This is a genomic window from Planomonospora sp. ID91781 (assembly GCF_015711595.1).
Lineage (GTDB): Bacteria > Actinomycetota > Actinomycetes > Streptosporangiales > Streptosporangiaceae > Planomonospora > Planomonospora parontospora.
The window spans coordinates 1,612,045-1,637,538 of the sequence record NZ_JABTEY010000001.1; the positions used below are offsets into that span (position 1 = coordinate 1,612,045).

At 72.9% G+C, this 25,494-nt stretch carries 20 protein-coding genes; 15 read left to right on the forward strand and 5 right to left on the reverse strand.

What is annotated here, in order from left to right:
• Positions 1-10: 10 nt before the first annotated feature.
• The 3 genes from HS048_RS07585 to HS048_RS07595 all read right to left on the reverse strand — a co-directional run bounded on the left by HS048_RS07585 (position 11) and on the right by HS048_RS07595 (position 3,182).
• Positions 11-874 (reverse strand): carbohydrate ABC transporter permease, encoded by an 864-nt coding sequence (locus HS048_RS07585; RefSeq protein WP_068896479.1) that lies wholly within the window; start codon positions 872-874, stop codon positions 11-13.
• A complete protein-coding gene (locus tag HS048_RS07590) occupies positions 858-1,820 on the reverse strand; it encodes a carbohydrate ABC transporter permease (protein WP_068896480.1) in 963 nt (320 codons plus the stop codon). Before HS048_RS07590 ends, HS048_RS07585 begins: the two co-directional genes overlap by 17 nt.
• A gap of 366 nt (positions 1,821-2,186) precedes the next feature.
• Positions 2,187-3,182 (reverse strand): aldose epimerase family protein, encoded by a 996-nt coding sequence (locus HS048_RS07595; protein WP_307832386.1) that lies wholly within the window; start codon positions 3,180-3,182, stop codon positions 2,187-2,189.
• Between the two features lie 301 nt (positions 3,183-3,483).
• Between HS048_RS07595 and HS048_RS07600 the strand changes: the two genes are divergently transcribed.
• The 6 genes from HS048_RS07600 to HS048_RS36930 all read left to right on the forward strand — a co-directional run bounded on the left by HS048_RS07600 (position 3,484) and on the right by HS048_RS36930 (position 13,366).
• Positions 3,484-4,365, forward strand: coding sequence for an NAD(P)-dependent oxidoreductase (locus HS048_RS07600; protein WP_196466558.1), 882 nt, complete (start codon positions 3,484-3,486; stop codon positions 4,363-4,365).
• A 201-nt stretch (positions 4,366-4,566) separates the two neighbouring features.
• Positions 4,567-5,451 carry a 5-dehydro-4-deoxyglucarate dehydratase gene (locus HS048_RS07605; RefSeq protein WP_068896482.1) on the forward strand — a complete coding sequence of 295 codons (885 nt, stop codon included), beginning with the start codon at positions 4,567-4,569 and terminating at the stop codon, positions 5,449-5,451.
• A complete protein-coding gene (locus HS048_RS07610) occupies positions 5,448-6,500 on the forward strand; it encodes a mandelate racemase/muconate lactonizing enzyme family protein (protein WP_196466559.1) in 1,053 nt (350 codons plus the stop codon). The genes HS048_RS07605 and HS048_RS07610 overlap by 4 nt, the downstream gene beginning before the upstream one ends.
• Positions 6,497-8,689, forward strand: a complete 2,193-nt coding sequence (locus HS048_RS07615; RefSeq protein ID WP_307832387.1) for a DUF6807 family protein — start codon at positions 6,497-6,499, stop codon at positions 8,687-8,689. The genes HS048_RS07610 and HS048_RS07615 overlap by 4 nt, the downstream gene beginning before the upstream one ends.
• Positions 8,686-10,869: an aldehyde dehydrogenase family protein gene (locus HS048_RS07620; RefSeq protein WP_196466560.1), complete on the forward strand. Its 2,184-nt coding sequence runs from the start codon at positions 8,686-8,688 to the stop codon at positions 10,867-10,869. Before HS048_RS07615 ends, HS048_RS07620 begins: the two co-directional genes overlap by 4 nt.
• Before the next feature lie 226 nt (positions 10,870-11,095).
• Complete coding sequence (locus tag HS048_RS36930) at positions 11,096-13,366, forward strand: pectinesterase family protein (RefSeq protein ID WP_230880762.1); 2,271 nt, start codon at positions 11,096-11,098, stop codon at positions 13,364-13,366.
• A gap of 141 nt (positions 13,367-13,507) precedes the next feature.
• On the opposite strand, the gene HS048_RS07630 is transcribed toward HS048_RS36930, so the two are convergent.
• Positions 13,508-13,825: a hypothetical protein gene (locus HS048_RS07630; protein ID WP_068896485.1), complete on the reverse strand. Its 318-nt coding sequence runs from the start codon at positions 13,823-13,825 to the stop codon at positions 13,508-13,510.
• 256 nt (positions 13,826-14,081) lie between these two features.
• On the opposite strand from HS048_RS07630, the gene HS048_RS07635 reads away from it, so the two are divergent.
• From HS048_RS07635 to HS048_RS07655, 5 genes are all read left to right on the forward strand, one after another.
• Positions 14,082-15,698: a glycosyltransferase family A protein gene (locus HS048_RS07635; protein ID WP_196466561.1), complete on the forward strand. Its 1,617-nt coding sequence runs from the start codon at positions 14,082-14,084 to the stop codon at positions 15,696-15,698.
• 18 nt (positions 15,699-15,716) lie between these two features.
• Positions 15,717-17,627 carry a glycosyltransferase family 2 protein gene (locus HS048_RS07640; protein WP_196466562.1) on the forward strand — a complete coding sequence of 637 codons (1,911 nt, stop codon included), beginning with the start codon at positions 15,717-15,719 and terminating at the stop codon, positions 17,625-17,627.
• Between the two features lie 68 nt (positions 17,628-17,695).
• Positions 17,696-18,820: an energy-coupling factor ABC transporter permease gene (locus HS048_RS07645; protein WP_084008193.1), complete on the forward strand. Its 1,125-nt coding sequence runs from the start codon at positions 17,696-17,698 to the stop codon at positions 18,818-18,820.
• A gap of 40 nt (positions 18,821-18,860) precedes the next feature.
• A complete protein-coding gene (gene cbiQ / locus HS048_RS07650; protein ID WP_068896488.1) occupies positions 18,861-19,625 on the forward strand; it encodes a cobalt ECF transporter T component CbiQ in 765 nt (254 codons plus the stop codon).
• 89 nt (positions 19,626-19,714) lie between these two features.
• The gene (locus HS048_RS07655; RefSeq protein WP_196466563.1) at positions 19,715-20,473 is read left to right on the forward strand and encodes an energy-coupling factor ABC transporter ATP-binding protein; all 759 of its coding nucleotides are present in this window, start codon (positions 19,715-19,717) and stop codon (positions 20,471-20,473) included.
• A 111-nt stretch (positions 20,474-20,584) separates the two neighbouring features.
• Here the strand turns inward: HS048_RS07655 and HS048_RS07660 are convergent, their stop codons facing one another.
• On the reverse strand, positions 20,585-22,057 hold the full coding sequence (locus HS048_RS07660) for a hypothetical protein (RefSeq protein ID WP_196466564.1): 1,473 nt from the start codon (positions 22,055-22,057) through the stop codon (positions 20,585-20,587).
• A 325-nt stretch (positions 22,058-22,382) separates the two neighbouring features.
• Here HS048_RS07660 and HS048_RS07665 point away from each other — a divergent pair, with 325 nt between their 5' ends.
• The 4 genes from HS048_RS07665 to HS048_RS07680 all read left to right on the forward strand — a co-directional run bounded on the left by HS048_RS07665 (position 22,383) and on the right by HS048_RS07680 (position 25,322).
• Positions 22,383-22,721 (forward strand): STAS domain-containing protein, encoded by a 339-nt coding sequence (locus HS048_RS07665; RefSeq protein WP_196466565.1) that lies wholly within the window; start codon positions 22,383-22,385, stop codon positions 22,719-22,721.
• An 89-nt stretch (positions 22,722-22,810) separates the two neighbouring features.
• A complete protein-coding gene (locus HS048_RS07670; protein ID WP_068896493.1) occupies positions 22,811-23,584 on the forward strand; it encodes an SDR family NAD(P)-dependent oxidoreductase in 774 nt (257 codons plus the stop codon).
• A gap of 9 nt (positions 23,585-23,593) precedes the next feature.
• Positions 23,594-24,388: a crotonase/enoyl-CoA hydratase family protein gene (locus HS048_RS07675; RefSeq protein ID WP_196466566.1), complete on the forward strand. Its 795-nt coding sequence runs from the start codon at positions 23,594-23,596 to the stop codon at positions 24,386-24,388.
• A 280-nt stretch (positions 24,389-24,668) separates the two neighbouring features.
• Positions 24,669-25,322: a rhomboid family intramembrane serine protease gene (locus tag HS048_RS07680; protein ID WP_196466567.1), complete on the forward strand. Its 654-nt coding sequence runs from the start codon at positions 24,669-24,671 to the stop codon at positions 25,320-25,322.
• The last annotated feature ends 172 nt before the right edge of the window (positions 25,323-25,494 follow it).

Genomic DNA, 25,494 nt, shown 5'->3' on the forward strand with positions numbered 1-25,494 from the left:
TGAAGAGGACTTACTTGAGACCCGTGGTGGCCATACCGCGGATCAGGTACTTCTGGCCGGCCAGGAAGAAGCCGAAGATCGGACCGAGGGCGATGATCGACATGGCGAACATCGGGCCCCAGGAGGACTCGCCGCTGGAGTCCAGGAAGGTGCGCAGCGCCACCGGAACGGTGAAGTTGTCGGGGTTGTTCAGGTAGAGCAGCTGGCTGAAGAAGTCGTTCCACGTCCAGATGAACGTGAAGATCGCGGTAGTGGTCAGCGCGGGGGTGCAGAGCGGGAGGATGACGCGGAAGAACGTGCGCCAGTATCCGGCTCCGTCGATCGAGGCGGCCTCGTCGAGCTCGCGCGGGAGCGTCCTGATGAACTGGACCATCAGGAAGATGAAGAACGAGTCGTGGGCCAGGAACTTCGGCAGGATCAGCGGCCAGATCGTGTTGATCATGTCCAGCTGGGAGAACATGATGTACTGCGGGACGATCACCACGTGCAGCGGCAGCATGATCGTGCCGATCATGAGCGCGAACCAGAGCTTCTGCAGCGGGAAGTTCAGCCGGGCGAAGGCGTAGGCGGCCAGCGAGCACGCCATCAGGTTGCCGATGACCGACAGTGCCGTGATGACCGCGGAGTTCCACAGGTAGTAGCCGAACGGGTGGGCCAGCGCGTCCCAGCCCTCGGTGTAGTTCCTGAAGGTGACCTCGCTGGGGATCAGGCCAGGCTCGCGGAAGATCAGCTCCTCCGGCTTGAGCGAGCTGGAGATCATCCACAGCAGCGGATAGAGCATGACCAGGCCGAAGCCGATCAGCAGCAGGTGCTTGGCACCCCGGGAGATGCGGCGCCGGTAGAGGACCGGCGGCCGGCTACTTGCTGTCGCCATAGAAGACCCAATACTTGGACGCGAGGAAGTTGACCCCGGTCAGACCGGCGATGATGACCACGAGCACCCAGGCCATCGCCGAGGCGTAGCCCATCTCGTAGTCCTTGAACCCCTTGGTGTAGAGGTAGAGCGTGTAGAAGAGCGTGGAGTCGGTCGGACCGCCCGTGCCGTTGCTGACGATGAACGACTGGGTGAACGACTGGAAGGACTTGATCACCTCGAGCACGAGGTTGAAGAAGATGATCGGCGTGAGCAGCGGCAGCGTGATGGACTTGAACTGCTGGACGACTCCGGCGCCGTCCATCTGGGCGGCCTCGTAGTAGCTGCTCGGGATCTGCCGCAGGCCGGCCAGGAAGATGACCATCGGCGCGCCGAACGTCCAGACGTGCAGCAGGATCAGGGTGCCCAGCGCGGTGTCGGGGTTGTTGACGTAGCTGGTGCCCTCGATGCCGAAGATCGCCAGCACGCCGTTGACGAGGCCGTCGGCACCGAAGATCTTCCGCCAGAGGATGGCGATCGCGACGCTGCCGCCGAGGAGCGAGGGCAGGTAGTAGATCGACCGGTAGAACGACAGGCCGCGCAGGCCGCGGTCCAGCGCGAGGGCCAGCAGCAGGGCGAAACCGAGCTGGAGCGGCACCGAGACGACCACGTAGATCGCGGTGACCTTCAGCGAGGTCCAGAACCGCGGATCCTCGGAGAGCAGCTTGGTGTAGTTGTCCAGCCCGACCCACTTGGCCTCCTCCAGGAGGCTGTAGTCGGTGAAGGACAGGTAGAACGAGGCGATGATGGGGCCGATCGTGATGAAGATCAGGCCGACGAACCAGGGTGCGAGGAACGTGTAGGCCGCCAGCGTCTCGCGACGAGAGCGGTTGACGGCCCGCCGGCGCCCGTTCTGGGGTGCGGGGGCCGTGACCACGGGCTTCTTCAGCGACAGCGAATCAACCACGGCGATACCCCTGAACGGATCGGAGCCGGGCTTTTCTCGATTCACTCGTCATCACGGGACCTCCCGATGTGACGTGATTGGATGGCGCTTTCCTATAGCTCGGGGAAAGCCTGCGTCAACCCTTTGCAGGCGTTACTTCATCGTTATCGATATATCGACAACCATGTTTTCGCAGGTAAAACGGTTAACGCAAGGTTTCGGAGAATAAAGGATCTTGTAACAATTGCTGAGTTGCTACAAGCGGTTGCAGCGGGGGGAGCGACACAGCCGGTCATAGGATGAATCCATTGCCGGATGGGAATCTCCGGAGAGTCTCGGGGAAAAAATCGGTCACGAGACTCTTTCTAGCGGTAAACCGGACCTGAATCAGCCGGTGAAGCGGTAGACGGTCGTCGAGGCGTACTCCTCCCCGGGCCGGAGCACGGTGGAGGGATAGTCCGGCCGGTTCGGCGAGTCGGGGAAGTGCTGCGTCTCCAGGCAGAGCCCGGCGTGCCTGCCGTACGGCGTGGCGACGCCGTCGAGCATGTGCCCGGTGTAGAACTGGACCCCCGGCTCGCTGGTCGTCACCTCCATCACCCGGCCGCTCACCGGCTCCTCGACCCGCATCGTGCCGCCGGGCCGGAGCACGTAGCAGTGGTCGTAGCACCCCTCCAGCCGGGCGCCCACGGCCGCCGGCCGGGTGAAGTCGTACGGCGTGCCCGCCACCGGCGCGGGCGCCCCGGGCAGGGGGATCTTCCCCTCGTCGACCGGCAGGTAGTGGTCGGCCTCGATGGTGACGACGTGACCGAGGACGTCGCCCGAGTCCGCGAGGTTGAAGTACGAGTGGTTGGTCAGGTTGAGCACGGTCGGCGCGTCGGTGGTGGCGCGGTAGTCGATCCGCAGCTCGTCGAGGTCGGTGAGGGTGTAGGTGACCGAGGCGGTGAGCGTGCCCGGGTAGCCCTCCTCGCCGTCCGCGCTGACCAGGACCAGCCGGACGGAGCGCCCGCCGTCCGCCTCGGCCCGCCAGACCCGCTTGTCGAACCCGGTCTCGCCGCCGTGCAGGCTGTGCCCGTTGTTGTTGAGCGGCAGCCGGTGCTCGGCGCCGTCGAGGGTGAAGCGCCCGCCGGCGATGCGGTTGCCGTACCGGCCGACCACGGCGCCGAAGTAGCGGCTCCGGGTCAGGTAGTCGGCCACGGTGGGCAGGCCGAGCACGACGTCGGTCCCGTCGGGCAGCTCGATCGACTGGATGATCGCGCCCAGGGTGAGGACGCCCACCCGGAGCCGGCCGTTCGACAGCACGTGCCGGTCCACGGCCTCTCCGGCGGGGGTGGTCCCGAATCTCGCGACCTCGGGGGCGGCGGGGGTGGTGGTCTCGGATCTCACGGTGGGCTCGCTCTCTGCGTCGGTTCCCTGGAAGGCGGGCTCGTCGGCACCGGGGTGCGGGCGTCCCGCCCGCGGCACCGTAACGCAGGCGATCGCACGGCTACCAGCCTTCAGCAGGGGGTCGACCGCCATTTTGCTGCGACCGGTTGTGATGATCGCTGCATGCCTTCATCGCATATGACCAGCTCAGAGCTGTAGCGCAAATTGCTCCCTTGACGTTTCCCGGAGTTGACGACACTGTTTGGTGCAACTGGTTGCAGTCCTCGGGCTCGCCCGTGACTGCCAGAAGGGAAAGACACCCGTGAGCAGAACTCTTGTCACCGGGAGCGCCGGGCGCCTCGGGCGCAGCGTCGTGTCCGCACTCGCCGCCGCCGGTCACGAGGTGATCGGCGTGGACAGCATGCCGGGCACCCCGGCGGACGCCGCCGACAGCCTCCCCGCCGACCTGACCGATCTCGGTGAGGCGTACGAGGTGATCGCACGGTTCCGGCCGGACGCCGTGGTGCACCTGGCGGCCATCGCCACCCCGTTCAGCCGCAGCGACCAGGTGATCTTCCAGACCAACACGAGACTGGCCTTCAACGTCTGCGACGCGTCGGTGGCGCTGGGCGTGGGCAAGGTGGTCGTGGCCAGCAGCCCGACCGTCGTCGGGTACGGTTCGCCGGGCGGCTGGACCCCCTCCTACCTGCCCCTCGACGAGGACCACCCCTCGCAGCCGTGGAACGCCTACAACCTGTCGAAGCACGTGGCGGAGGAGACGATGCGCTCCTTCGCGCGCACCGCCGCGACGAAGCTGGCGGCGGTGCGGCCCTGCTTCGTGATCGCGCCGGAGGAGTGGGAGGGTGCGCCGACCCAGTCGGGGCACACGGTGACCGAGCGGCTGGACCGGCCGGAGATCGCCGGGGTCTCGCTGTTCAACTACATCGACGCCCGCGACGCGGCCGACCTGTTCATCACCCTCCTGGACCGGTTGCCCGATCTGCCGAACGGCGAGACCTTCTTCGCCGGGGCCGCCGACGCGCTGGCCCGCGAGCCGCTGGCGGAGCTGCTGCCGCAGGTCATGCCCTCCACCGCGGGCCTCGCCGCCGGTCTCACCGGCACCGCGCCGGCCTTCTCGTCCGCCAAGGCCGAGCGCATGCTGGGCTGGCAGGCCAAGCGCAGCTGGCGCACCGAGCTCGCCTGAAGCCGGGCCTCCCCGGACCCGGAGCCGAGCCCGAACCCGGAGTCCAGGTCCGGAGCCCGGAGTCCAGGTCCGGAGCCCGGAGTCCAGGTCCGGAGCCCGGCCCGAAGCCCGGGGTCCAGCCCGAAGTCCGGGCCCGGAGCCGGGGCCTCCCCCGAAACAGACTTTCCCGAAGCAGAGCCTTCCCGAAGGGAACGACCGACCATGAATCTCAGCGGAGTCCTGTTCTTCCCCGTGACGCCGTTCGACGCCGAGGGCGCGCTGGCCGAGGACGTGCTGGCCGAGCACATCGGCCGGAACCTGGAGCACCGCCCGGGCGGCGTCTTCGTCGCCTGCGGCACCGGGGAGTTCTCCGCGCTGTCCCAGGCCGAGCACACCCGCGCCGTCGAGGTGGCGGTCAAGACCGTCCAGGGCGCGGTGCCGGTGCTCGCGGGCGCGGGCGGCCCGCTCGGCGCGGCACTGGAGCAGGCCCGCGCGGCCCGCGCCGCGGGCGCCGACGGCCTGCTGCTCATGCCGCCCTACCTGATGCTCGGCAGCCGCGCCGGCTTCGCCGAGTACGTCCGCGCGATCGCCGCGGAGCTGCCCGTCATCGTCTACCAGCGCGGCGCGCTGGTGCTGGAGCCCGACGCGGTGGTGGAGCTGGCCCGCATCCCCGGCGTCATCGGACTCAAGGACGGGCTGGGCGACATCGACCGCTTCCAGCGCACCGTGCTGGCGGTCCGGCGGGAGATCGGCCCGGACTTCACCTTCTTCAACGGCCTGCCGACCGCCGAGCTCACCATGCCGGCCTACCGCGGCCTCGGCGTGGAGCTGTACTCCTCGGCCGTCTTCGCCTTCGCCCCGGAGATCGCCACCGCCTACTTCGACGGCGGCGACCTGAGCGAGCGGCTGCTGACCGAGTTCTACGCGCCCCTGGTCGAGCTGCGCGGCAAGGGCCCGGGATACGCGGTCGCGCTGGTCAAGGCGGGCCTGCGGCTGCGCGGCCTGGACGTCGGCCCGGTCCGGGCGCCGCTGACCGACCTCACCCCCGAACACCTGGCGGAGCTCGACGAGATCATCAAGCGCGGCCTCGCCCTGGTGTCCGAATGATCAAGGATTTGAAGACCACCCTGCGGTCGGCGCCGCTGCGCCGGCCCTGGGGTGCGGACGTGCCGTACAACCACGTGATCGTGTGCGAGGTCACGCTGGAGGACGGGCGGACCGGCACCGGTTTCTCCTGGACGCCGCAGATCGGCGCGCACGCCGTGCGGGCCCTGCTGGACAACGACGTCCGCGAGGCGCTGATCGGCCTGCCCGCCCACCCGGGCGTGGTCTGGGACCGGCTCGCGGTCCACCTGAGCGAGGCCGGGCGCGGCGGGCTGGCCACGGTCGCGATGGCCGGGGTGGACCTGGCGCTGTGGGACCTGCGCTGCGGGGAGTCCTCCCTGGTGGACGTGCTCGGCCCGCGCCGGGAGAGCCTCCCGGTGTACGGCAGCGGCGTCAACCTGCACTACTCCCTGGACGAACTGGTCGAGCAGGCCGGCCGCTGGAAGGCCGCGGGCTACCCTGCGGTCAAGATGAAGGTGGGAAAGCCCGATCTGGCCGAGGACGTCGAGCGGGTGGCCGCGGTCCGCGAGGCCGTCGGCCCCGGCACGATCCTGATGATCGACGCCAACCAGCGCTGGGACCTGCACCGGGCCCGCCGCGCGATCGCCGCGCTGGAACCGTACGGCCTGCACTGGATCGAGGAGCCGCTGCCCGCCGACGACGTCGCCGCCCACGTGGAGCTGCGGCGGAGCATCGACGTACCGGTGGCGGTGGGCGAGAACGTCTACACCGTGCACGGCTTCCGCGACCTGCTCACCGCGGGCGCCTGCGACGTGGTCCAGCCCAACGTGGTCAGGGTCGGCGGGATCACCCCGTTCCTGCGCGTGGCCGAGCTGGCCCGCGCCTTCGACGTGCCGGTCTACCCGCACCTGCTGACCGAGCTCTCCGGGCAGCTCGCCCTCACCCTGCACCACCCCGTCATGGTGGAGCTGGTGGAGGACGCCTCCCTGTCGGATCTGGGACTGCTGGCCGCGCCGTACCCGGTGGAGATCACCGGCGCGGAGCTGCGTTCGGCGGGCCGTCCGGGACTGGGGCTGACATGGGCGGGGTGACGGAGGACGGGAAGGACCCGATGACGGACCCGATGGCGGGCTCGGGAACGGGCCCGAGGACGGGCTCGGGAACGGGCTCGGGAACGGGCCCGGGGACGGGCAGGGCCGCGGGAGCGGCGGACGGCGGGGCGACCCGGGTCGTGCTCGCGGGCGTGTACGGCCACGGCCGGTCGCACCTGGAGAACCTGCGCGGGCTGTCCGCCCGGGGACTGGTCGAGCTGGTCGGCGTCTGCGACGTGCGCCCGGTGGAGGCCGACTGGCTGCACGGCCTGGGCACCCCCGAGCAGGTGCGCCCCGACGGCCTGGCAGGACTGATCGAGCGCACCGGCGCCGAGGTCACCATCCTGTGCACGCCGATCAACACCCACGCCGACCTCGCCGTGACCGCGCTGGGCGCGGGCTCGCACCTGCTGCTGGAGAAGCCGCCCGCGGCCTCGCTGGCCGCCTTCGAGCGGATCGCCGCGGCGGTGGCGGAGACCGGGCTGGCTTGCCAGGTCGGCTTCCAGAGCCTCGCCTCCGCCGCGATCCCCGCGCTGCGCAAGCGGATCGCCTCCGGCGAGCTCGGCGAGGTGCGCGGCATCGGGGTGGCGGGAGCCTGGGAGCGGCCCGCCGACTACTACACCCGCTCGGCCTGGTCGGGCCGGCGGCGGCTGGACGGCCAGGACGTGGTGGACGGCGCGCTCACCAACCCGTTCGCGCACGCGACGGCCACCGCGCTGGCGGTCGCCGGGGCCGAGGAGCGCGGCGCGGTCGCCTCCGTCGAGCTGGAGATGTTCCACGCCAACCCGATCGAGGCGGACGACACCTCCACGGCCCGGATCCGCCTGGCGGACGGCCGGGTGATCACCGTGGCCGTGACGCTCTGCTCGACGGGGCGCACCGAGCCGTACCTGATCGTGCACGGCTCGGCGGGCACCGCCCGGCTGACCTACACCACCGACGAGCTCGACGGGACCGTCCACCCCCGGGCGAACCTGCTGGAGAACCTGGTCGAGCACGTCAGGACCGGGGTGGAGTTGCTGGTGCCGCTGGTCCGCACCGGCGCCTTCATGGAGTTCATGGAGGCGGTACGGCTGGCGCCCGACCCGCTGCCGATCGCGGACGAGCACCAGGTGCTCCACCCCGACCGGCGGGAGCTGCCGGGCATCAAGGCGCTGACGGACGCGAGCGCCGAGCGGCTGGCCCTCTTCTCCGAGCTGGGCGTGGCCTGGGCGGCCCGGCGGGAGCTGAGCGTGGCGGGGACGCCGGTCGCGTCCTACGTGTGGCGCCCCGACCTGCCCGCCGCCGACTCGCCGCGGCCGTACCTGCACCCGGTGCGGACCCGGGGCGGGGTGCCGGTCACCGAGTTCCGCCCCGACGACCACGTCCACCACCTGGGCGTCAGCCTGGCCATCGCGGACGTCGGCGCGGTGAACTTCTGGGGCGGCCGGACCTTCGTCCGCGATCAGGGCGCGACCTGGCTGGACGACCACGGCCGGCAGCGGCACGACGCCTTCGAGGAGGTCGAGGGCGGGTTCGCCGAGGAGCTGACCTGGATCGGGCCCGACGGCGCGACCGTCGCCCGGGAGCGGCGGACCGTGCTGGCGGTGCCGGTGCCGGTATCACTGCCGGCTCCGGAGGATGCGGCGGGGACACCCGGCCAGTCGAGGACCGGGGCACCGGACCCGGGCGGGGCCTGGGCGCTGGACTTCGCCTTCGAGCTCACCGTGCGCGAGCCGCTGGAGATCAAGAGCTCGGCCTGCAAGGGGCGGCCGGGCGCCGGGTACGGCGGGTTCTTCTGGCGGGCGCCCAAGGAGTCGGCGGACCTGGCGGTGTTCACCGCCGAGGCCGAGGGCGAGCAGGCCGTGCACGGCAGCGTCACCCCCTGGCTGGCGCTGGTGTCCGACGCCTGGAGCCTGGTCTTCGTCCAGGTCGGCGCGGTGGACCCGTGGTTCGTGCGGGTCGCCGAGTACCCCGGCGTCGGCCCGGCCCTCGCCTGGGACCGCCCGCTGCCCGTCGCGGACACGCTGACCCGGCGGGTGGTCACGGTCGTGGCGGACGGTCGGCTCGACCGGGCCGCCGCCGCGCGCCTGGCGGAGGCCGCCGGTACGGCGGGCACCGCCGACCCGGCCGGAACCGGGACCCCCGGGGTGGCAGCGGGCGCGGCCGGGACCGGTGCCCCGGCGGAATCGGCCGGGGAGGCGCCGTGACGGTCTTCATCGCCGGGGACTCCACCGCGGCCGCCTACCCGGTCACGCTCGCCCCGCAGGCGGGCTGGGGCCAGGCGCTCCCGCTCTTCTGGGACGTGCCGGTGGTCAACGAGGCCATCCCCGGGGCCAGCGCCCGCACCTCGGTCGAGCACCTGGGGATGTACCAGCGGATCATGGACGCCATCGGGCCGGGCGACCACCTGCTGATCTGCTTCGGCCACAACGACGGCAAGCACGAGCAGGGCCGCTTCGCCCCGCCGTACGGCGGCTACCAGGACTACCTGCGCCGCTACGTCCGCGGGGCCCGTGAGCGGGCCGCGCGCCCGGTGCTGGTCACCTCCGTCGAACGGCGCGCCTTCGGCCCGGAGGGCACGCACGGCCGCTATCCCGACGCGATGCGGGACCTGGCCGCCGCCGAGGGGGTGCCCCTGATCGACCTGCAGGCCGTGAGCTTCCGGCGCTGGCGGGAGCTCGGCCCCGAGGCGACCAGGGAGTTGTTCCTCTGGCTCGACCCGCACCCCAACTACCCCAGGGGCAGCGCCGACGACACCCACTTCACCGCGCGCGGCGCGATCGAGGTGGCCGGGCTGCTGCTGGAGGCGGCGGGCGAGCTGCTGCCCGCCGCCGTCCGCGAGCCCGACGCCGCCCGGCTGGAGTGGCGGCCCGCCGAGCCCGTCTGGAGCGTCGACGCGCGCTCGGGCGAGCGCCGCCGGGAGTACGTCTCGACCAGCCGGGAGGAGGTCGGCCGCGCCTGCCGCGAGGCCGAGGCGGTGCTCCCGGCCCTGGACGCGGCCGGGCCCGCGGGCCGGGCCGCGCTGCTGGAGGCCATGGCCGACGTGCTGGACGAGCGGGTGGACACCCTGGTGTACGCCGCGGACGCGGAGACCGCGCTCGGCCTGCCCCGGCTGACCGGGGAGGTCGCCCGGACCGGCGGCCAGCTCCGGCTCATGGCCGAGGTGCTGCGCGACGGCTCCTTCCTCGACGCGCGCATCGACACCGGCGGCGGGGCCGCCGGGACGGGTGGAGGCGGGCCGGACCTGCGCCGGATGAACGTCCCGCTCGGCATCGTCGGGGTCTTCTCCGCCAGCAACTTCCCCTTCGCCTTCAGCGTCGGCGGCGGCGACACCGCCAGCGCCCTGGCCGCGGGCTGCCCGGTCATCGTCAAGGCCCACCCGCTGCACCCGGAGACCTCCGAGCTGACCCTGGCCGCGCTGCAGGAGGGCGCCCGCCGGGCGGGCCTGCCCGAGGAGGTCGTCCAGCTCGTCCACGGCCACGAGGCCGGGATCGCACTGGTCACCAGCCCCCTGGTCAAGGCCGTCGGGTTCACCGGGTCGACCGCGGGCGGCCGCTTCCTGCACGACCTGGCCAAGTCCCGGCCCGAGCCGATCCCGTTCTACGGGGAACTGGGCAGCCTCAACCCGCTCGTCGTCACCCCCGGCGCGGCGGCCCGCCGTACCGGGGAGATCGCGGCCGGGCTCTCGGCCTCGGCGACGCTGGGCGCGGGACAGTTCTGCGTCAAGCCGGGGCTGGTCCTGGCCCCCGCGGGCGCCGGGCTGGTCGAGGCGATGGCGGGGCACTTCGCCGGGCTCGGCCCGCAGGTGCTGCTCGGCGACGGCATCCGGGAGCGGTTCGAGGAGGGCGCGGCCGCCCGGGAGGCCGTACCCGGCCTGCGCGTGGCGGCGGCCGGCCAGGCGGGACAGGGTACGAGGCAGGTGGCGGCCCGGCTGCTCACCGGGCCCGTCTCCGCCCTGGACGACTCCGAGCTGCTGATGGAGGAGTGCTTCGGGCCGGTGACCGTCGTGCTCACCTACGACGACGAGGACGAGCTGGTCGAGGCGCTGGCCGCGGCCCCCGGCAACCTGACCGCGACGCTGCACAGCGAGCCGGAGGAGGAGAAGCTGGCCGCCCGCCTGGTGGCGGTGATGCGGGACCGGGCGGGGCGGCTGGTCTTCGACGGCTACCCGACCGGGGTGGCGGTCGGCTGGGCCCAGGAGCACGGCGGGCCGTACCCGGCGACCACCGAGCCGACGACCACCTCGGTCGGTGCGGCCGCGGTCTTCCGCTTCCTGCGGCCGGTCGTGTACCAGGACTGCCCGCCGCACCTGCTGCCCGAGGCGCTGCGCGACGACAACCCGTGGCGGCTGCCACGCCGGGTGAACGGGGTACTCACGCCGCCCTGACCCCGCGCCGCACCCCCCTGACGGCCCCGCCGCTCCGGCGGCGCGGCCCGTACGGCCCCGGAGGGCCCTCCCCCCACCCTCCGGGGCCGTCGGCGTGCCCTTTTTCCGGCTTTTCCTGCAAGCGCTTGTAATCAGGGAAAGCGATTTCCTCAAGGCTATTGACGTGAATGTGGGATTACGTCAGCGTTTCATGCAACCGATTGCCGCTTCCTCCTCAAGGTTGCAGATGCGACTCCTGACACTCCCCACGGTCATCGCGCTCACGGTCGTCGCGACGGCCGCGCCGGCCCTCGCCGAGACCGCCCCATCCCGTCCCGGCACCATCGTGGTCGCCGCCGACGGCTCGGGCGACCACACGACCGTGCAGGCCGCGGTCGACGCCGTCCAGGCCGGCAACACCAGGCCGGTCACCATCAAGGTCCGCGAGGGCACCTACAAGCAGCAGGTGGTCATCCCCGCGGACAAGCCGTACATCTCCCTGGTCGGCGACACCGCCGACCCGAGCAAGGTCGTGCTCACCTTCGACGCCGCCGCCAAGACCCCGAAGCCGGACGGCTCGGGCACCTACGGCACCTCGGGCAGCGCCTCCTACGTGATCAGCGCGCCCGACTTCACCGCCCGCAACCTCACCTTCGAGAACTCCTACGACGAGGCCGCGGGCGGCGGCAGCCAGGCCGTGGCGGTGCGCACCACCGGCGACCGGCAGGTCTACGAGAACGTCCGGTTCATCGGCAACCAGGACACCCTCTACGCCAACACCCCCAGCGCCACCACCACGGCCCGGCAGTACTTCCGCAACTGCTACGTCGAGGGCGACGTCGACTTCATCTTCGGCCGGGCCACCGCGCTCTTCCACAACTGCGTGATCAAGTCCCTGAGCCGCGGCGCCGCCGACGGCAACAACGGCTACGTCACCGCGGCCAGCACCGAGATCACCAACCCCTACGGGTTCATGATCTACCGCAGCCACCTGGTCAGCGACGCCCCCGCCAAGACCGTCCACCTGGGCCGCCCGTGGCCGGCCGGCGGCTCGGCCACCGCCCGCGGCCAGGTCCTGATCCGCGAGTCCTGGCTCGGCCAGCAGTTCAAGGACGCCCCCTGGACCGACATGTCCGGCCTGAACTGGCGGGAGGCCCGGCTCGCCGAGTACCTCAACCGCGGTCCGGGCGCGGCGGTCAACGGCGACCGGCCGCAGCTGACCCGGGAGCAGGCCAGGCAGCACGACCCGGAGGACTATCTCAGGGGCGCCGACGGCTGGGACCCGTTCCGCAGCTTCCCCACCGGCTCCGACAACCGGCTCGGCCGCCAGGTGCTGCCCGAGAACGACGGCTGGGCCGCCGAGGGCGCCGGCACCACCGGCGGCTCGGCCGCCCGCCCGGAGAACGTGTACACCGTCTCCACCGCCGCGCAGCTCCGTGCCGCGCTCGGGAACCCGGCGGACAACACCCCGAAGATCATCTACGTCAAGGGCGCCATCGACGCCGACACCGACGCCGCGGGCAACCCGCTCACCTGCGACTCCTACGCGGTGAACGGCTACAGCCTGCAGGCGTACCTGGCCGCCTACGACCCGGCGGTCTGGGGCAGGGACAGGGTGCCCTCCGGCCCGCTGGAGGAGGCCCGCAAGGCCTCCTACGACAAGATGGCCCAGCATGTCACGATCAACGTCGGCTCCAACGTCACCCTGGTCGGCCTGGGCTCCGACGCCGCACTGAAGAGCTTCGGCATCCGGATCACGAACGTCGACAACGTCATCGTCCGCAACCTCACCATCACCGACACCTCCGACTGCTTCCCGCAGTGGGACCCGACCGACGGCGACGAGGGCAACTGGAACGCCTCCTTCGACAACGTCGAGGTCTCCGGGGCCACGCACGTCTGGCTGGACCACAACACCCTCAACGACGGCGACAACCCCGACTCGAACCAGCCGTCCTACTTCGGCCGGCCGTACCAGGTCCACGACGGGCTGCTCGACATCGTGCGCGGTGCGAACCACGTGACGATGTCGTGGAACCACCTGAGCGGCCACGACAAGGTGACGCTGATCGGCAACACCGACAACGGCACCCGGTACGGCGAGACCGACAAGCTCAAGGTGACGCTGCACCACAACTTCTTCGAGGGCCTCGGCCAGCGGACCCCGCGGGTGCGCTTCGGCCAGGTGCACATCTACAACAACTACTACACCGGCGGTGACAACTACCTCTACAGCATCGGCGTGGGCGCGGGCTCGCAGGTCTACGCGCAGAGCAACGCCTTCGACGGCATCCCCGCCGAGAAGGTGCTCTCGGTCCTGAAGGGCACCGCGATCACCGCCAGGGACAACCTGGTGGGCGGCGCGCCGACCGACCTGGTCGCCGCCCACAACGCCGCGCACGACCCCGATCTCGGCGCCGACGCGGGCTGGACGCCCACCCTGTTCACCCGGATCGACCCCGCCCACACGCTGCGCGGCACCGTCCCCGCGCGCGCGGGGGCCGGACGCCTGCGCTGAGCGGACCTCCCGCCGGGGAACAGGTACGGCCCGCACCCCGATCGGGGCGCGGGCCGTACCGCTGTGCGGGGCGCGTCACGCCCCGGTGCCGGTCGATCGGCGAGCCGGTCCGCACGAACCGCAGCCGCTGACCGGACGGCCTCACTCCTCCCGGTCCCGGCGCGTGGGCGTCAGCTCGTCGGCCTCGTCGGCGAGCTGGCTCTCCACCAGGGCGCACCAGCGGTGCCACTCCTCCAGCCGCCGGTGCTCCCCGACGTCGCCGGCCTCGGCCTCGGCCAGCAGGCGGTGGGAGTCGGCGGCGGACCTGTGCGCGTTGGCCAGGGCGTGATGACCGTGGTTGGCCAGCGATTCGGAGATGGCCAGGCCGACGGCCAGCTTGTCCAGATCCCCCCGCCGGGGTCCGGGGCCGTCCCCGAAGTCGTCCGCGCTGACGTCGAAGTCCTCTGAACGCTCACCCATGCCTGCCCGCATGCCCGCTATGTGCTAGATCTACCTCGGGAATTCACCGGAGAACGCTCCCGCCCTCTACGCGGCCTGCAAATCGGTCGCCTGCAAATCGGTCACCCCCGAATCGGCCGCCCGGAATCGGCGCGACCCGCGCCGGACGGCCGGAACCCGGCCGCGGTGCCCGAGGGGGGCGCCCGATTCCGCCGCGGGAGGGATCACCGTCCGGGTCCCGGGGCATCTCCTGTTCGGAGGGCGGTCGGGAGAGAACGTGGACGTTCCCGTGGTCTCGGTGATCGTGGCCGTGCACGACGTCGAGGCGTACCTGGGGGAGTGCCTCGACTCGGTGGTCGGGCAGAGCATCGGGCTGGAGAGGCTGGAGGTCGTCGCGGTCGACGACGGCTCGACGGACGGCAGCGGAGCCGTGCTCGACGACTACGCGATGAGGCATCCGGAGATGAGAGCGGTGCACCAGGCCGCCTCCGGGGGGCCGGGAGGCCCGCGCAACACCGGGCTCGGCCTGGCGAGGGGACGCTACGTCTTCTTCCTCGACTCCGACGACTACCTGGGGCCCCAGGCACTGGAGCGCCTGGTGGCGGCGGCCGAGCGCAACGGCTCCGACGTGGTGCTCGGCAGGATGGCCGGGGTCGGTGGGCGCCGGGTGCCGAGGACGCCGTTCGCCCGCAACCGGGACCGGGCCGACCTCTACCGGGACGGCGTCTACTACACGCTCTCGGCGCAGAAGCTCTTCCGGCGCGACCTGGTCGAGCGCCTCGGCCTGCGCTTCCCCGAGCACCTGCGCACCGGCGAGGACCAGCCCTTCACCGCGCTCGCCTACCTCAACGCCCGGGTCATCTCGGTGGTGGCCGACTACGACTGCTACTACCTCACCTACCGCGAGGGCGTGCGCAACGCCAGCCGGTCCGCGGTCCACCCCCTGGAGCGGCTCCCGCAGGTCGCCGAGGTGATGGAGCTGGTCGAGCGGCACACCCCGCCGAGTGAGGAGCGGGACCGGCTGATGATGCGGCACTTCCGGTGCGAGGTGCTCAGCGGGTTCGGCCCGCGGTGGCGGTCGTTCGACCGCCGGACCCGGGACCGGGTGACCGGCCTGGCCCGGCCGATCGTGGACCGCTGGGCGACCGCCTGGATCATGGACCGCCTCCCGCCGGCGGACGCGCTCCGTGCCCACTGCATCCGCCACGGCCTGCGCCGGGAGCTCGACGAGGTCGCGGGCTTCCCGGCCGGACGGGCGTACGGCGCGGCGGTCGTGGAGGGCGGGCGGGTCTTCGCCGCCTACCCGGGTTTCCGCGCCGGACTGCCGGACCGGTTGTTCGAGATCACCGGCAGGGTGCGGCCGGTGGTCCGGCTGGCGGCGCTCCGGGCCGGGCGGGACGGGTTCACGCTGGAGGGCGTCGCGCGGCTGGAACCGGAGGGGCTGCCGGCCGAGGCGGAGCTCGTCCTGCGGCGGCGCGGCGACGGCCTGCGGCTCGCCTTCGCGCTCCCGCCGGGCGACGGCCCGCAGCCGGCCCGCCCGCTCCCGCCGGGCGCAACCGGATCACCCCTCCCGGCCGGCGGCGGACCTCCCGCTCCGTCCGGCGGCGCCCTTCCCGCCCCGGCCGACGGAGGCTTCCGGGCCGTGGTCGCCGGGGTCCCGCCGGGGACGTGGGACGTGTCCGTGGCGGTGGGCTGCCGGGGACTCACACGCGAGGTGCGGCTCAACGCGGACCGGCACGGCGCACCGAGGATCGAGGGCGCAAGCCGTACGAACCGGTTGTTCTTCACCGTGCACGGCAACCTCAGCGTGGAGGTGAGCGGACCAACCGGATGGATCGGCCACGCGAGGGCCGCTCTTCGTCACATACTGAAGCGCGACGTATGCGCTATGTGACCGAAGAGGGGCGGTGCGGTGACGCGGGCGATCCTCCAGCGAGTCCGTACGGGGCACGGCGGGGAGCCGGTGGCGGCGGCGGGCGCCGGCCGGTCCGCCGTCGACGTGAGCGTGATCGTCCCTCTCCACGACTGCCGGCCCTACCTGGACCGGTGCCTGACCTCGCTGCTGGTCCAGCGGGTCGACAAGGAGATCGTCGTCGTGGACGACGGCTCCACCGACGGTGGCGGGGAACTGGCCGACCTCTACGCGGCCTGCCATCCCGGGATCGTCCGGGTCGTCCACCAGGAGGGCTCGGGCGGCGCGGGCCGCCCGCGAAACACGGGCCTGTCCGTCGCCCGGGGGAGATACGTCTTCTTCTGCGACGCCGACGACTACCTCGGCCCGGAGGCGCTGGAGCGGATGCTGGCCATGGCCGAGCGCAACGGCTCCGACATCGTCCTGGGGAAGATCGTCGGCCACGGGCGCAGGGCCCCGGTCTCCATGTTCCAGGAGAACGCCGAACGGGTGCCGCTGGAGGACAGCGCCGTCTACAACAGCCTCAGCTGCTTCAAGCTGTTCCGCAGGGAGATGATCGAGCGACACGGCGTCCGCTTCGACGAGAAGCTCACGGTCGGCGAGGACATCGTCTTCACCGCCCACGCCTACTGCCACGCCGAGGTGATCTCGGTGGTCGCCGACTACGACTGCTACCACCTGGTCGACCGGCCCGACGGGACCAGCATCATGCAGCGGAAGGGGAGCCGCGACCCGATCTCCTGGATGCGGATGATCAGGAGGCCGATCGAGCTGGTGGCCGCCCACGTGCAGCCCGGCCCGCTCCGCGACCACCTGCTCCGCCGCCACCTCCGGCTGGACGCCCTCGCCCACCTCGGCAGGTCCTTCCTGGAGGCGGGGGAGATCGAGCGCAAGGAGATCGCGGCCGAGGTCGCCGACCTGTGCGAGCGCTGGCTGACCGACGGCGTGCGGGAGCGCCTCCCCCCGGTCGACCGGCACCGGATCGCCGCGCTGGAGGACATCGACCGCCTCGTACGGCTGGCGCACATCGAGTCGGCCGCGGTCCGCAGAGAGCTCACGGGACTGCGCTGGGACGCCGGGGCGACCGCGCTGACGGTCTCCGGCCGGGTCGCGCTGGACGCCCTGGGCACGGCGGGCAGGCCGGAGCTCGCCGTCGACGGCGTCACCCTGGTGCTGCGCCCGCGGCCGGACGGGGAGCCGCCCCGCGCCGACGTCGTCGTGCCCACGGCCGGAGACGGCGGGGAGATCACCGGGACGATCGACCTGACCGGGCTGTCGTCCGGGGTGTGGGACGTCCACGTGGCCGTCGAGTGCGAGGGGATCGTCCGCACGGCACGGCTCGGCGCGGACCGGGACGGGACGATCGCCCGGCCGGAGCCCCGCGTGGTCGGCGGGACGATCGTCCTGCCCTACTTCACCCGGCCCCACGGCAACCTCAGCATCGACGTCGGCGGTCACGTGCTCACCGTGCCCGGCACGGCACGGCTGACCCGGTCGCACTGGGCGGCCGGGCACCGGCTGGCGCTGACCGGCGAGGTGACGGTCGGCCGGCACCGGCCGGTCCCGGCCGGGCCGCGGGCCGTACGGCGGCTGGTGTGGCGGGACCGGCACTCCGGGCGCGAGCTGTACACGCCGGTCACGGCCGGGCCGGACGGCGGGTTCACCGCGCGGACGGCGGCCGGGCGGGCGGCGGCCGGGACCTGGGACGCCTACCTGGAGCTGGACCTGGGCGGTCCCCCGGTGCGCTTCCGTGTCGAGGCGGCCGCGGAGCTCATCGCACCGGCGCGCACGTGGTGGCGCGGGACGGTCCGGCGGACCGCCAAGCCGTACGGCACGGCGGGCAAGGGGCGGCTCAGCATGGTGGTCAGGGCAGTCCCGCTGCGCACCCTGGTCCGGCGCATGCTCCGTTAATGCCTGCATGTTGCAACAGCAAGCCGATGGCTTAGGGTGAGAGCAAATCCGCCCATCGGAGGCTTGTCGTGCACGTTCCTGACGGTTTCTTCAACGCGGCCGTGTCGGTCTCGGCGGCGGCGGTCGCGGCCGCCGGGGTCGCGGTCTGCCTGCGCGGCGCCCGCCGCGAGCTCGACGACCGGACCGCCCCGATGGCGGGCCTGGTGGCGGCGTTCGTCTTCGCCGTCCAGATGCTGAACTTCCCGGTCGCCGCGGGGACGAGCGGCCACCTCCTCGGCGGGGCGCTGGCCGCGATACTCGTCGGGCCGTACACCGCGGTGCTGTGCATGGCGGTGGTCCTGCTCGTGCAGGGCTTCTTCTTCGCCGACGGGGGCCTGACCGCGCTGGGCGTCAACATCACGCTCATGGGCCTGGTCACCGTCCTGGCCGGCTGGGGCGTCTTCCGGCTGATCACCCGGAGTCTGCGCGGCCGCACCGCGATCACCGCGGCCTCGTTCGCCGCCGCGCTGGTCTCGGTGCCGGCCTCCGCACTGGCCTTCGCCCTGCTGTTCTGGATCGGCGGCACGGCGCCCGTCGAGATCGGCACGGTCGCCGCCGCCATGGGCGGCGTGCACGTGCTGATCGGCATCGGCGAGGGCCTGATCACCGCGGTCACCGTCGGCACCGTGCTCGCCACCCGCCCCGACCTGGTGTACGGCGCGCGCGGCCTGGCCGCCCCGCTGGTGCTGCGCGGCCCCGGCGGCGAGAGCACGGTGGCCCCGCAGGCCCCGGCTCCGGCCGCCGCCCCGCGCCCGGCGCTGCCGTTCCTGCTGGCGGGCGCCGGCGTCACGCTGCTGCTCGCCGGGGGCGTCTCCCACCTCGCCTCCGGAGACCCGGACGGGCTGGAGCGGGTCGCCGAGGACGAGGGCTTCCTCGGCCAGGCCACCGACCACGCGCTCGGCTCGTGGGCGCTGGCCGACTACGGCGAGGTGGGCGGCGTCCCGCTCTGGGTCGTCGGACCCGTCGGGGTCGGGATCACGCTCCTCGTCGCGGGCGCCGTCGCGTACGCCGCGCGCCGCCGGAAGGACGGCACGCCGGGCGGGACCCGCGAGGCCGCAGAGGCCGCCAAGACCGGCGGGTCCGCCGAGGCCGCCGAGGCCGGAAAGGTCGGCGGGGCCGCCAAGGTCGGCGGGACCGGCGGGACCACAGCCTGATGCCCGCCGTACGGCAGGCGGAGCCCGGAAGCCGCCACCGGTGAGCGCGGGCCACGGGCACCGGCTCCACCGGCCGGGCGACACGCTCGTCCACCGGCTGCCGCCGCAGTGCAAGCTCGCCGCGGTCACCGCGTTCGCGCTGACCGTGGTGGCCACGCCGCGCGAGTGGTTCGCCGCGTTCGGGGCGTACGCGCTGCTGCTGGCGGGGGTCGCCCTGGCCGCGCGGATCCCGCCCGGCTTCGTGCTCCGCCGGATGGCGGTCGAGATCCCGTTCGTGCTGTTCGCGGTGGCGATCCCGTTCATCGGGACGGGGGAGCGGGTGGCGGTCGCGGGGCTCTCGCTCAGCGTGCCGGGCCTGTGGGCCGCGTGGAACATCCTGGCCAAGGCCACCCTGGGGGTGGTCGCGAGCATCCTGCTGGCGGCCACCACCGAGCCGAGGCTGATGCTGCTGGGCGCGCAGCGGCTGCGGCTGCCGCCGCTGCTGGTGCAGATCGCCATGTTCATGCTCCGCTACATGGACGTGGTCGCGGGCGAGATGCGCCGGATGCGGGTGGCCAGGGAGTCGCGGGGGTTCGCCGCCAGGGACGTCCGGCACCTGCCGGTGGTCGCCCGGTCGGCGGGGGCGCTGTTCATCCGCTCCTACGAGCGGGGCGAACGGGTCCACCTGGCCATGCTGAGCCGCGGTTACACCGGTTCCATGCCGGTCGTCGTCGACCTGGCCGCGTCGGCGCGGCAATGGCTCGTCGCGGCTATGCTGCCGGGCGCGGCGCTGGTGGCGCTGCTCGGCAACTGGGGGATGGCATGACGGCGTCTCGGCGACCGGAGGAGGTCTCGGCGGCGTCCCGGCGACCGGGGGACGGCATGACGGCGTCCCGGCGATCGGAGGACGGTGCGGTGGCCTCCCGGCGACCGGGGGACGGCGCGGCGGCGTCGCTGGAGGTGAGCCGGCTCGCCTACGCCTACCCGGACGGGACGCAGGCCCTGTTCGGCGTGGACCTGCGGGTGGAGCGCGGGGAGCGGGTCGCGCTGCTCGGGCCGAACGGCGCGGGCAAGACCACCCTGGTGCTGCACCTCAACGGCATCCTGACCGCCGGGCACGGCACGGTGACGGTGGCCGGGCTCCCGGTCGCGAAGGACTCCCTGCTGGAGATCCGGCGCCGGGTCGGCCTGGTCTTCCAGGACCCCGACGACCAGCTCTTCATGCCGACCGTCCGCGAGGACGTCGCCTTCGGTCCCGCCAACCTGGGGATCCGCGGCGAGGAGCTCCAGCAGCGGGTCGAGGACGCGCTGGAGCAGGTCGGCATGCTGGAGGCGATCGACCGCCCCCCGCACCACCTGTCCTTCGGCCAGCGCCGTCGGGTGGCGGTGGCGACCGTGCTGGCCATGGAGCCGGAGATCCTGGTGCTGGACGAGCCGTCGTCCAACCTCGACCCGGCCTCGCGCCGCGAGCTCGCCGAGATCCTGCGGAGCCTCGACGTGACGGTGCTGATGGTCACCCACGACCTGCCCTACGCCCTGGAGCTGTGCGAGCGCTCGCTCATCCTGTCCGGCGGGGTGATCGCCGCCGACGGGCCGACCCGGGAGCTGCTGGCCGACGCCGAGCTGCTGGCCGCGCACCGGCTGGAGCTTCCGTACGGTTTCACCGTTGTCTGAGGCGCCGGCCACCGCGTGAGGCGCCGTCCGGGATGCCGCGGGACCGCCGGCCGGTGCGCCGCGGAGCCCGCGGCGGCAGGCCGATCGGCAGGGCGCCGGGGCCGTCCCCGCTCAGGCCGGCCCGGTGTACGGCCGGCCCGCCCTGGCGGCCTCCAGCAGGCCCCGCGTCAGGACCGTGCCCCGGGGCCATCCCGTCGCCATGAGCTCCTCCAGGCCCGGGGGCGCCGCTTCGCCGCCCTCGGGGGCCAGGGCGTTGACGTCGGCGAGGAGCCGGTCGGCCAGCAGCGCCAGGGCCGAGGCGCCGGATCCGCGGTAGCCCCAGCTCAGCCTCTGGCGCCGGTCCATGGGCGCGGGGTAGAGCACGCCGTCCCGGGTCCGCACCCAGACGGGGGAGTCCAGGATCACCTCGGCCAGAGGGCTGGTGGCAGGCAGCCGCTGCGGGACGGCGACGTGCAGCGTCCCGTTCCCGGTGCGGATGACCGGGGCGTCGGTCTCGGGGTCGAGCAGCGTCTCGACCGCCGACCGGTCCGGGTCCAGGAGCGTGAAGGCGGCGGTGCGGCGCGCGGGGACCAGCCGCTCGGTCCACTCGGCGCCCGGAGCGCTGTCGGGCTCCACGGTCTCGGGATTGCCGAAGGGGAAGTCGGCCCCGCCGTCCCACAGCATGGCCTGGCGGACGCAGGCGGAGGCGAGGACGTCGTCGCGGGAGAGGATCTCCAGCCATCCGGCGCGCCGGACGGAGCGGTCCACGTCGTCCGGCACGGTGTCGGGAACGGGGAGCGGGACGGCGGCCACCACCGTGGTCCCGGGAACCTGGATCCGGTCGAGGGTCGCCAGGTCCCGCGCGGCCGCCTCGGCGGCGCGGTGCTGCCAGATCCGGGCCAGGTTCGTCAGCACCCGCTGGGCGGGGCTGCCCGGCTCGACCAGGGAGGCCAGGCACAGCACCGGGACGTGGTTCTGGACGGGGACGGCCGGCGCCACGACGGGCGGGGCGCCCGGGTGCCAGGCCTTCAGCAGTTCGGGGACGCGCAACTCGAACGGCCAGAAGGGGACGGGCGCGCCGACCGCCCGCGACAACGCGGACCAGGGCACATCGTAGACGCGGTCGGGGAAGGCGGGCAGGACTCCGCGCAGCGCGGGGCCGTCGAAACCGAAGTCGCCCCCCACGGCGGTGATCGCGGCGGCGGACGGCAGCCTCCGGGCGGCCTCGGCCAGGGTGTCGTCCCCGCCGAGCGGGTGGTCCCACACCACCCACACCGGCCCGGCCGCGGTCCGCCAGCCCAGCGCCGTCGCGGAGCGGTCGGACCAGTCCACGACGGTCTCCGTGCCGAGGTACCGCGCCGGTCGGCGGGCGGCGGGCCAGTAGCCGATCGGGACGCGGTCGCGGAGCTCGGGGGCCGTCCGCGCGGCCCACCGGTAGACGTCCTCCGCGTGCCAGTACGGCCGGCCGCAGGCGTCGTATCCCGCGAGCCTGGCGAAGACGCCGTCGTCCACCGCCCGCCGCGTCCGGCTCGGCGGGACGCCGAGCAGGCGGGCGCACCCGTCCGCGTCGAGCCGTTCAGGTTCGGGGCTTCCGGTGAACCTCATTGCCTCAGGTAAACATATGAGCCATAAAACCCGCATACATCCGATCAGTCCTGGCCGTTATCGGCCAGTCGTTGCCGGAGGGACTTTCCCGCAGGTCGATGGAGAGCGCTTTCCTATGCGGATGGCGATCACCCGGGCGCGCGAGGAGGAGGCGGCGGCCGACGGGGGCGATTCCTCCGACGACCTCGGAGCCGTGCGCTCCTCCCGGCCGTGCCGCACGGAGCGTCCCCTGTCGCGCCGGAGGGGGTCGCCGGACCGCGTGAGCACGCGTACGGCGATGGCGAAGTAAAGTAGGTCTGCCTCTCGTGCTCGACTAGGAGGATCGATGAAACTACGGCTGGCTCGCCGGGCCGTCGGCGACGCCGTGGTGGTGGCGGTCGAGGGAGAGCTCGACCTGTTCACCGCGCCCTTCCTGCGGGACGAGGTCCGTGAGGCGATCAAGATCGACGGCTCCCGGCTGGTGCTCGACCTGACCGCGTTGTCCTTCATGGACTCCAGTGGGCTCTCGGTGCTGATCGAGGCGTGGCGGCTGGCGACGAGCCAGGGCGGGGGCGTGGCCCTCGCCGCCCCTCAGGCGCCGGTGGCGCGGATCCTGCGCACGACCGGCCTCGACCGTCGGATCAAGGTCTTCGCCGACGTCGGCACCGCGGTCGGGGAGCTGTGACCCGATCTGACGATTCCCTGGCGTTCCCCGGGCGAGATTTACCCCACCCCGAGTAGAACTTCATTCGGTCTCCGCGTTAAAGTCCGCTCATGGACCTGAACGGAGCAGCAGCAATCATCTCGGGCGGTGCCAGCGGCCTCGGCGAGGCCACGGCCCGCGATCTCGCCGCGCACGGTGCGACCGTGGTCGTCGCCGACCTGAACGAGGAGCGCGGCAAGGCCCTCGCCGACGAGCTGGGCGGGGTTTTCGTCAAGACCGACGTGTCCGACGAGGAGCAGGTGCAGGCGGCGGTGGACGCCGCGGTGGCCACCGGCAAGCCGTTGCGCGTGGTGATCAACAGCGCCGGCATCGGCTGGGCCACCCGTACGGTGAACCGCGACGGCTCGCCGCACGACCTCGCCTCCTACCGCAAGGTCATCGAGGTCAACCTGATCGGCACCTTCAACCTGATGCGCATCGGCGCCGCGGCCATCGCCAGGACCGAACCGGTCGACGCGGACGGCCAGCGCGGCGTGGTGATCAACACCGCCTCCGTGGCGGCGCTGGAGGGCCAGGTCGGCCAGGTGGCGTACTCCGCGTCCAAGGGCGGCATCGTCGGCATGACGGTCCCGGCCGCCCGCGACCTGGCCGCGGTGGGCATCCGGGTGAACACGATCTGCCCGGGCATCATCGACACCCCGATCTACGGCTTCTCGCCCAACGCCGACGAGTTCAAGGCCAAGCTGGTCGCTCCGGTGGTCTTCCCCAAGCGCATGGGCCTGGCCTCCGAGTTCGCCCACCTGGTGCGCTCGCTGATCGAGAACGACTACATGAACGCCGAGACCATCCGCTTCGACGGCGGCATCCGCTTCCAGCCCAAGTAGGAGTCACCGGTGTCCGACGTCTCTCCCGACGCCAAGACGGCCCCCGACGAAGTCCTCGTCGAGGTCGACGGCGGCGTCGCCGTCATCACGATCAACCGGCCCAGGGCCAAGAACGCCGTCAACGGCGTCGTGGCCCGTGCCATCGCCGCGGCCCTGGACGAGCTGGAGGAGCGCAAGGACGTCTCCGCCTACGTGCTGACCGGCGCGGGCGGCACGTTCTGCGCGGGGATGGACCTCAAGGGCTTCCTCACCGGGGACTTCCCGGTCGTCGAGGGCCGGGGGTTCGGCGGCCTCGCCGAGGCCCCGCCGAGCAAGCCCCTCATCGCGGCGGTCGAGGGGTACGCCCTGGCCGGCGGCTGCGAGCTGGCGCTGGCCTGCGACATCATCGTCGCCTCCGAGGAGGCCAGGTTCGGGCTGCCCGAGCCCAAGCGCGGCCTGGTCGCCGGAGCGGGCGGCGTGATGCGGCTGCCGCGGCGCATCCCGTACCACATCGCCATGGAGATCGCGCTGACCGGCGACCACTTCCCGGCCTCGCGGCTGTACGAGGTCGGCCTGGTCAACCACCTCACGCCCGCGGGCGGGGCCCTGGGCAAGGCCCTGGAGCTGGCGCGCAGGATCGCGGCGAACGCCCCCCTGGCGCTCGCCGCGACCAAGCGCGTGATCGTCGAGTCCGCCGACTGGAGCCTCGACGAGATGTTCAAGAAGCAGGGCGAGATCGTCAACCCGGTGTTCGGCTCCAAGGACGCCATGGAGGGCGCGGCGGCCTTCGCCGAGAAGCGCGCTCCGCAGTGGAAGGGAGAGTGACCGTCCCCGCGCCGCTCGCGGGGCTCCGTGCCGGATCCGGAGCGGGAGCCCCGCGGACTTCGTGAGGTCCGCCCGCCGGGCCGGGCGCGATCCCCGGAGGATCGCGCCCGGCCCGTCCGCGTCCGGAAGGCCGTACGTCCCGGCCCGTTCCGCGGGTCCCGGCCCGTTCGCGCCGGGGCGCGTGCGACGCCTCCGGAGTGCGTACGGTGAAGGTGTGGGCGCGTGCGGCGTGGGCACGGGACAGGCCCACGGTGACGGCTCCATGAGGCCAGGAGAGCGCATGTACGACCACCCGGGGGCGACCCCTCCCACCCGATCCACCGGTGCGCGGCTCCGGCGCAGCGCGGGCAGCCTGGCCGCGGGGGCCGCCGGGGCCGGCATGCTCGTCATCCTCCTGGTCGCCGGCATGTGGGCGATCGAGGTCGCCGACTACGTGCTGCCCGGCGAGTTCGACGACTACGGCATCCGCGCCTGGAACCTCGAGGGCCTGACCGGCGTCTTCCTCGCCCCGTTCCTGCACGCCGACTTCGCCCACCTGATGGCCAACTCGCTGCCCCTGCTCGTCCTGGGCTTCCTGGCGGCCCTGCGCGGCCTGGGCCGCTTCCTGATCGCGAGCCTGATCATCATCCTGGTCAGCGGCCTGGGCGTCTGGCTCACCACGGACCCGAGGTTCGTCACGGTCGGCGCGAGCGGCCTGGTCTTCGGCTACTTCGGCCTGGTCGTGGCCCGCGGCCTGTTCGACCGCCGCCTGCTCGACATCGTGATCGGCGTCGGCGTCGCGGCGGCCTACTACTCGATCATCTGGGGCGTGCTCCCCACCCAGGAGGGCGTCTCCTGGCAGGGCCACCTCTTCGGCCTGCTCGGCGGCGTCCTGGCCGCCTGGATCGTCCGCCGCCGCCGCCCCGCGATCTCCCCTTACGGGAGGACCGGCTAGTGGACGAATCACGGCACGGAGACGATCCACCGGGCGATCTCGTGAGAGAACCCGAAGCCGTTCACGGACCCGTCACCGATGAGGAGCTCGCGGTGGCGCGCGCGGAATGGCCGGATCGCTGAAAGCGACGCCGCCGGGCGCGCGGTGGGCACCGCGCGCCCGGCGGCGTTCA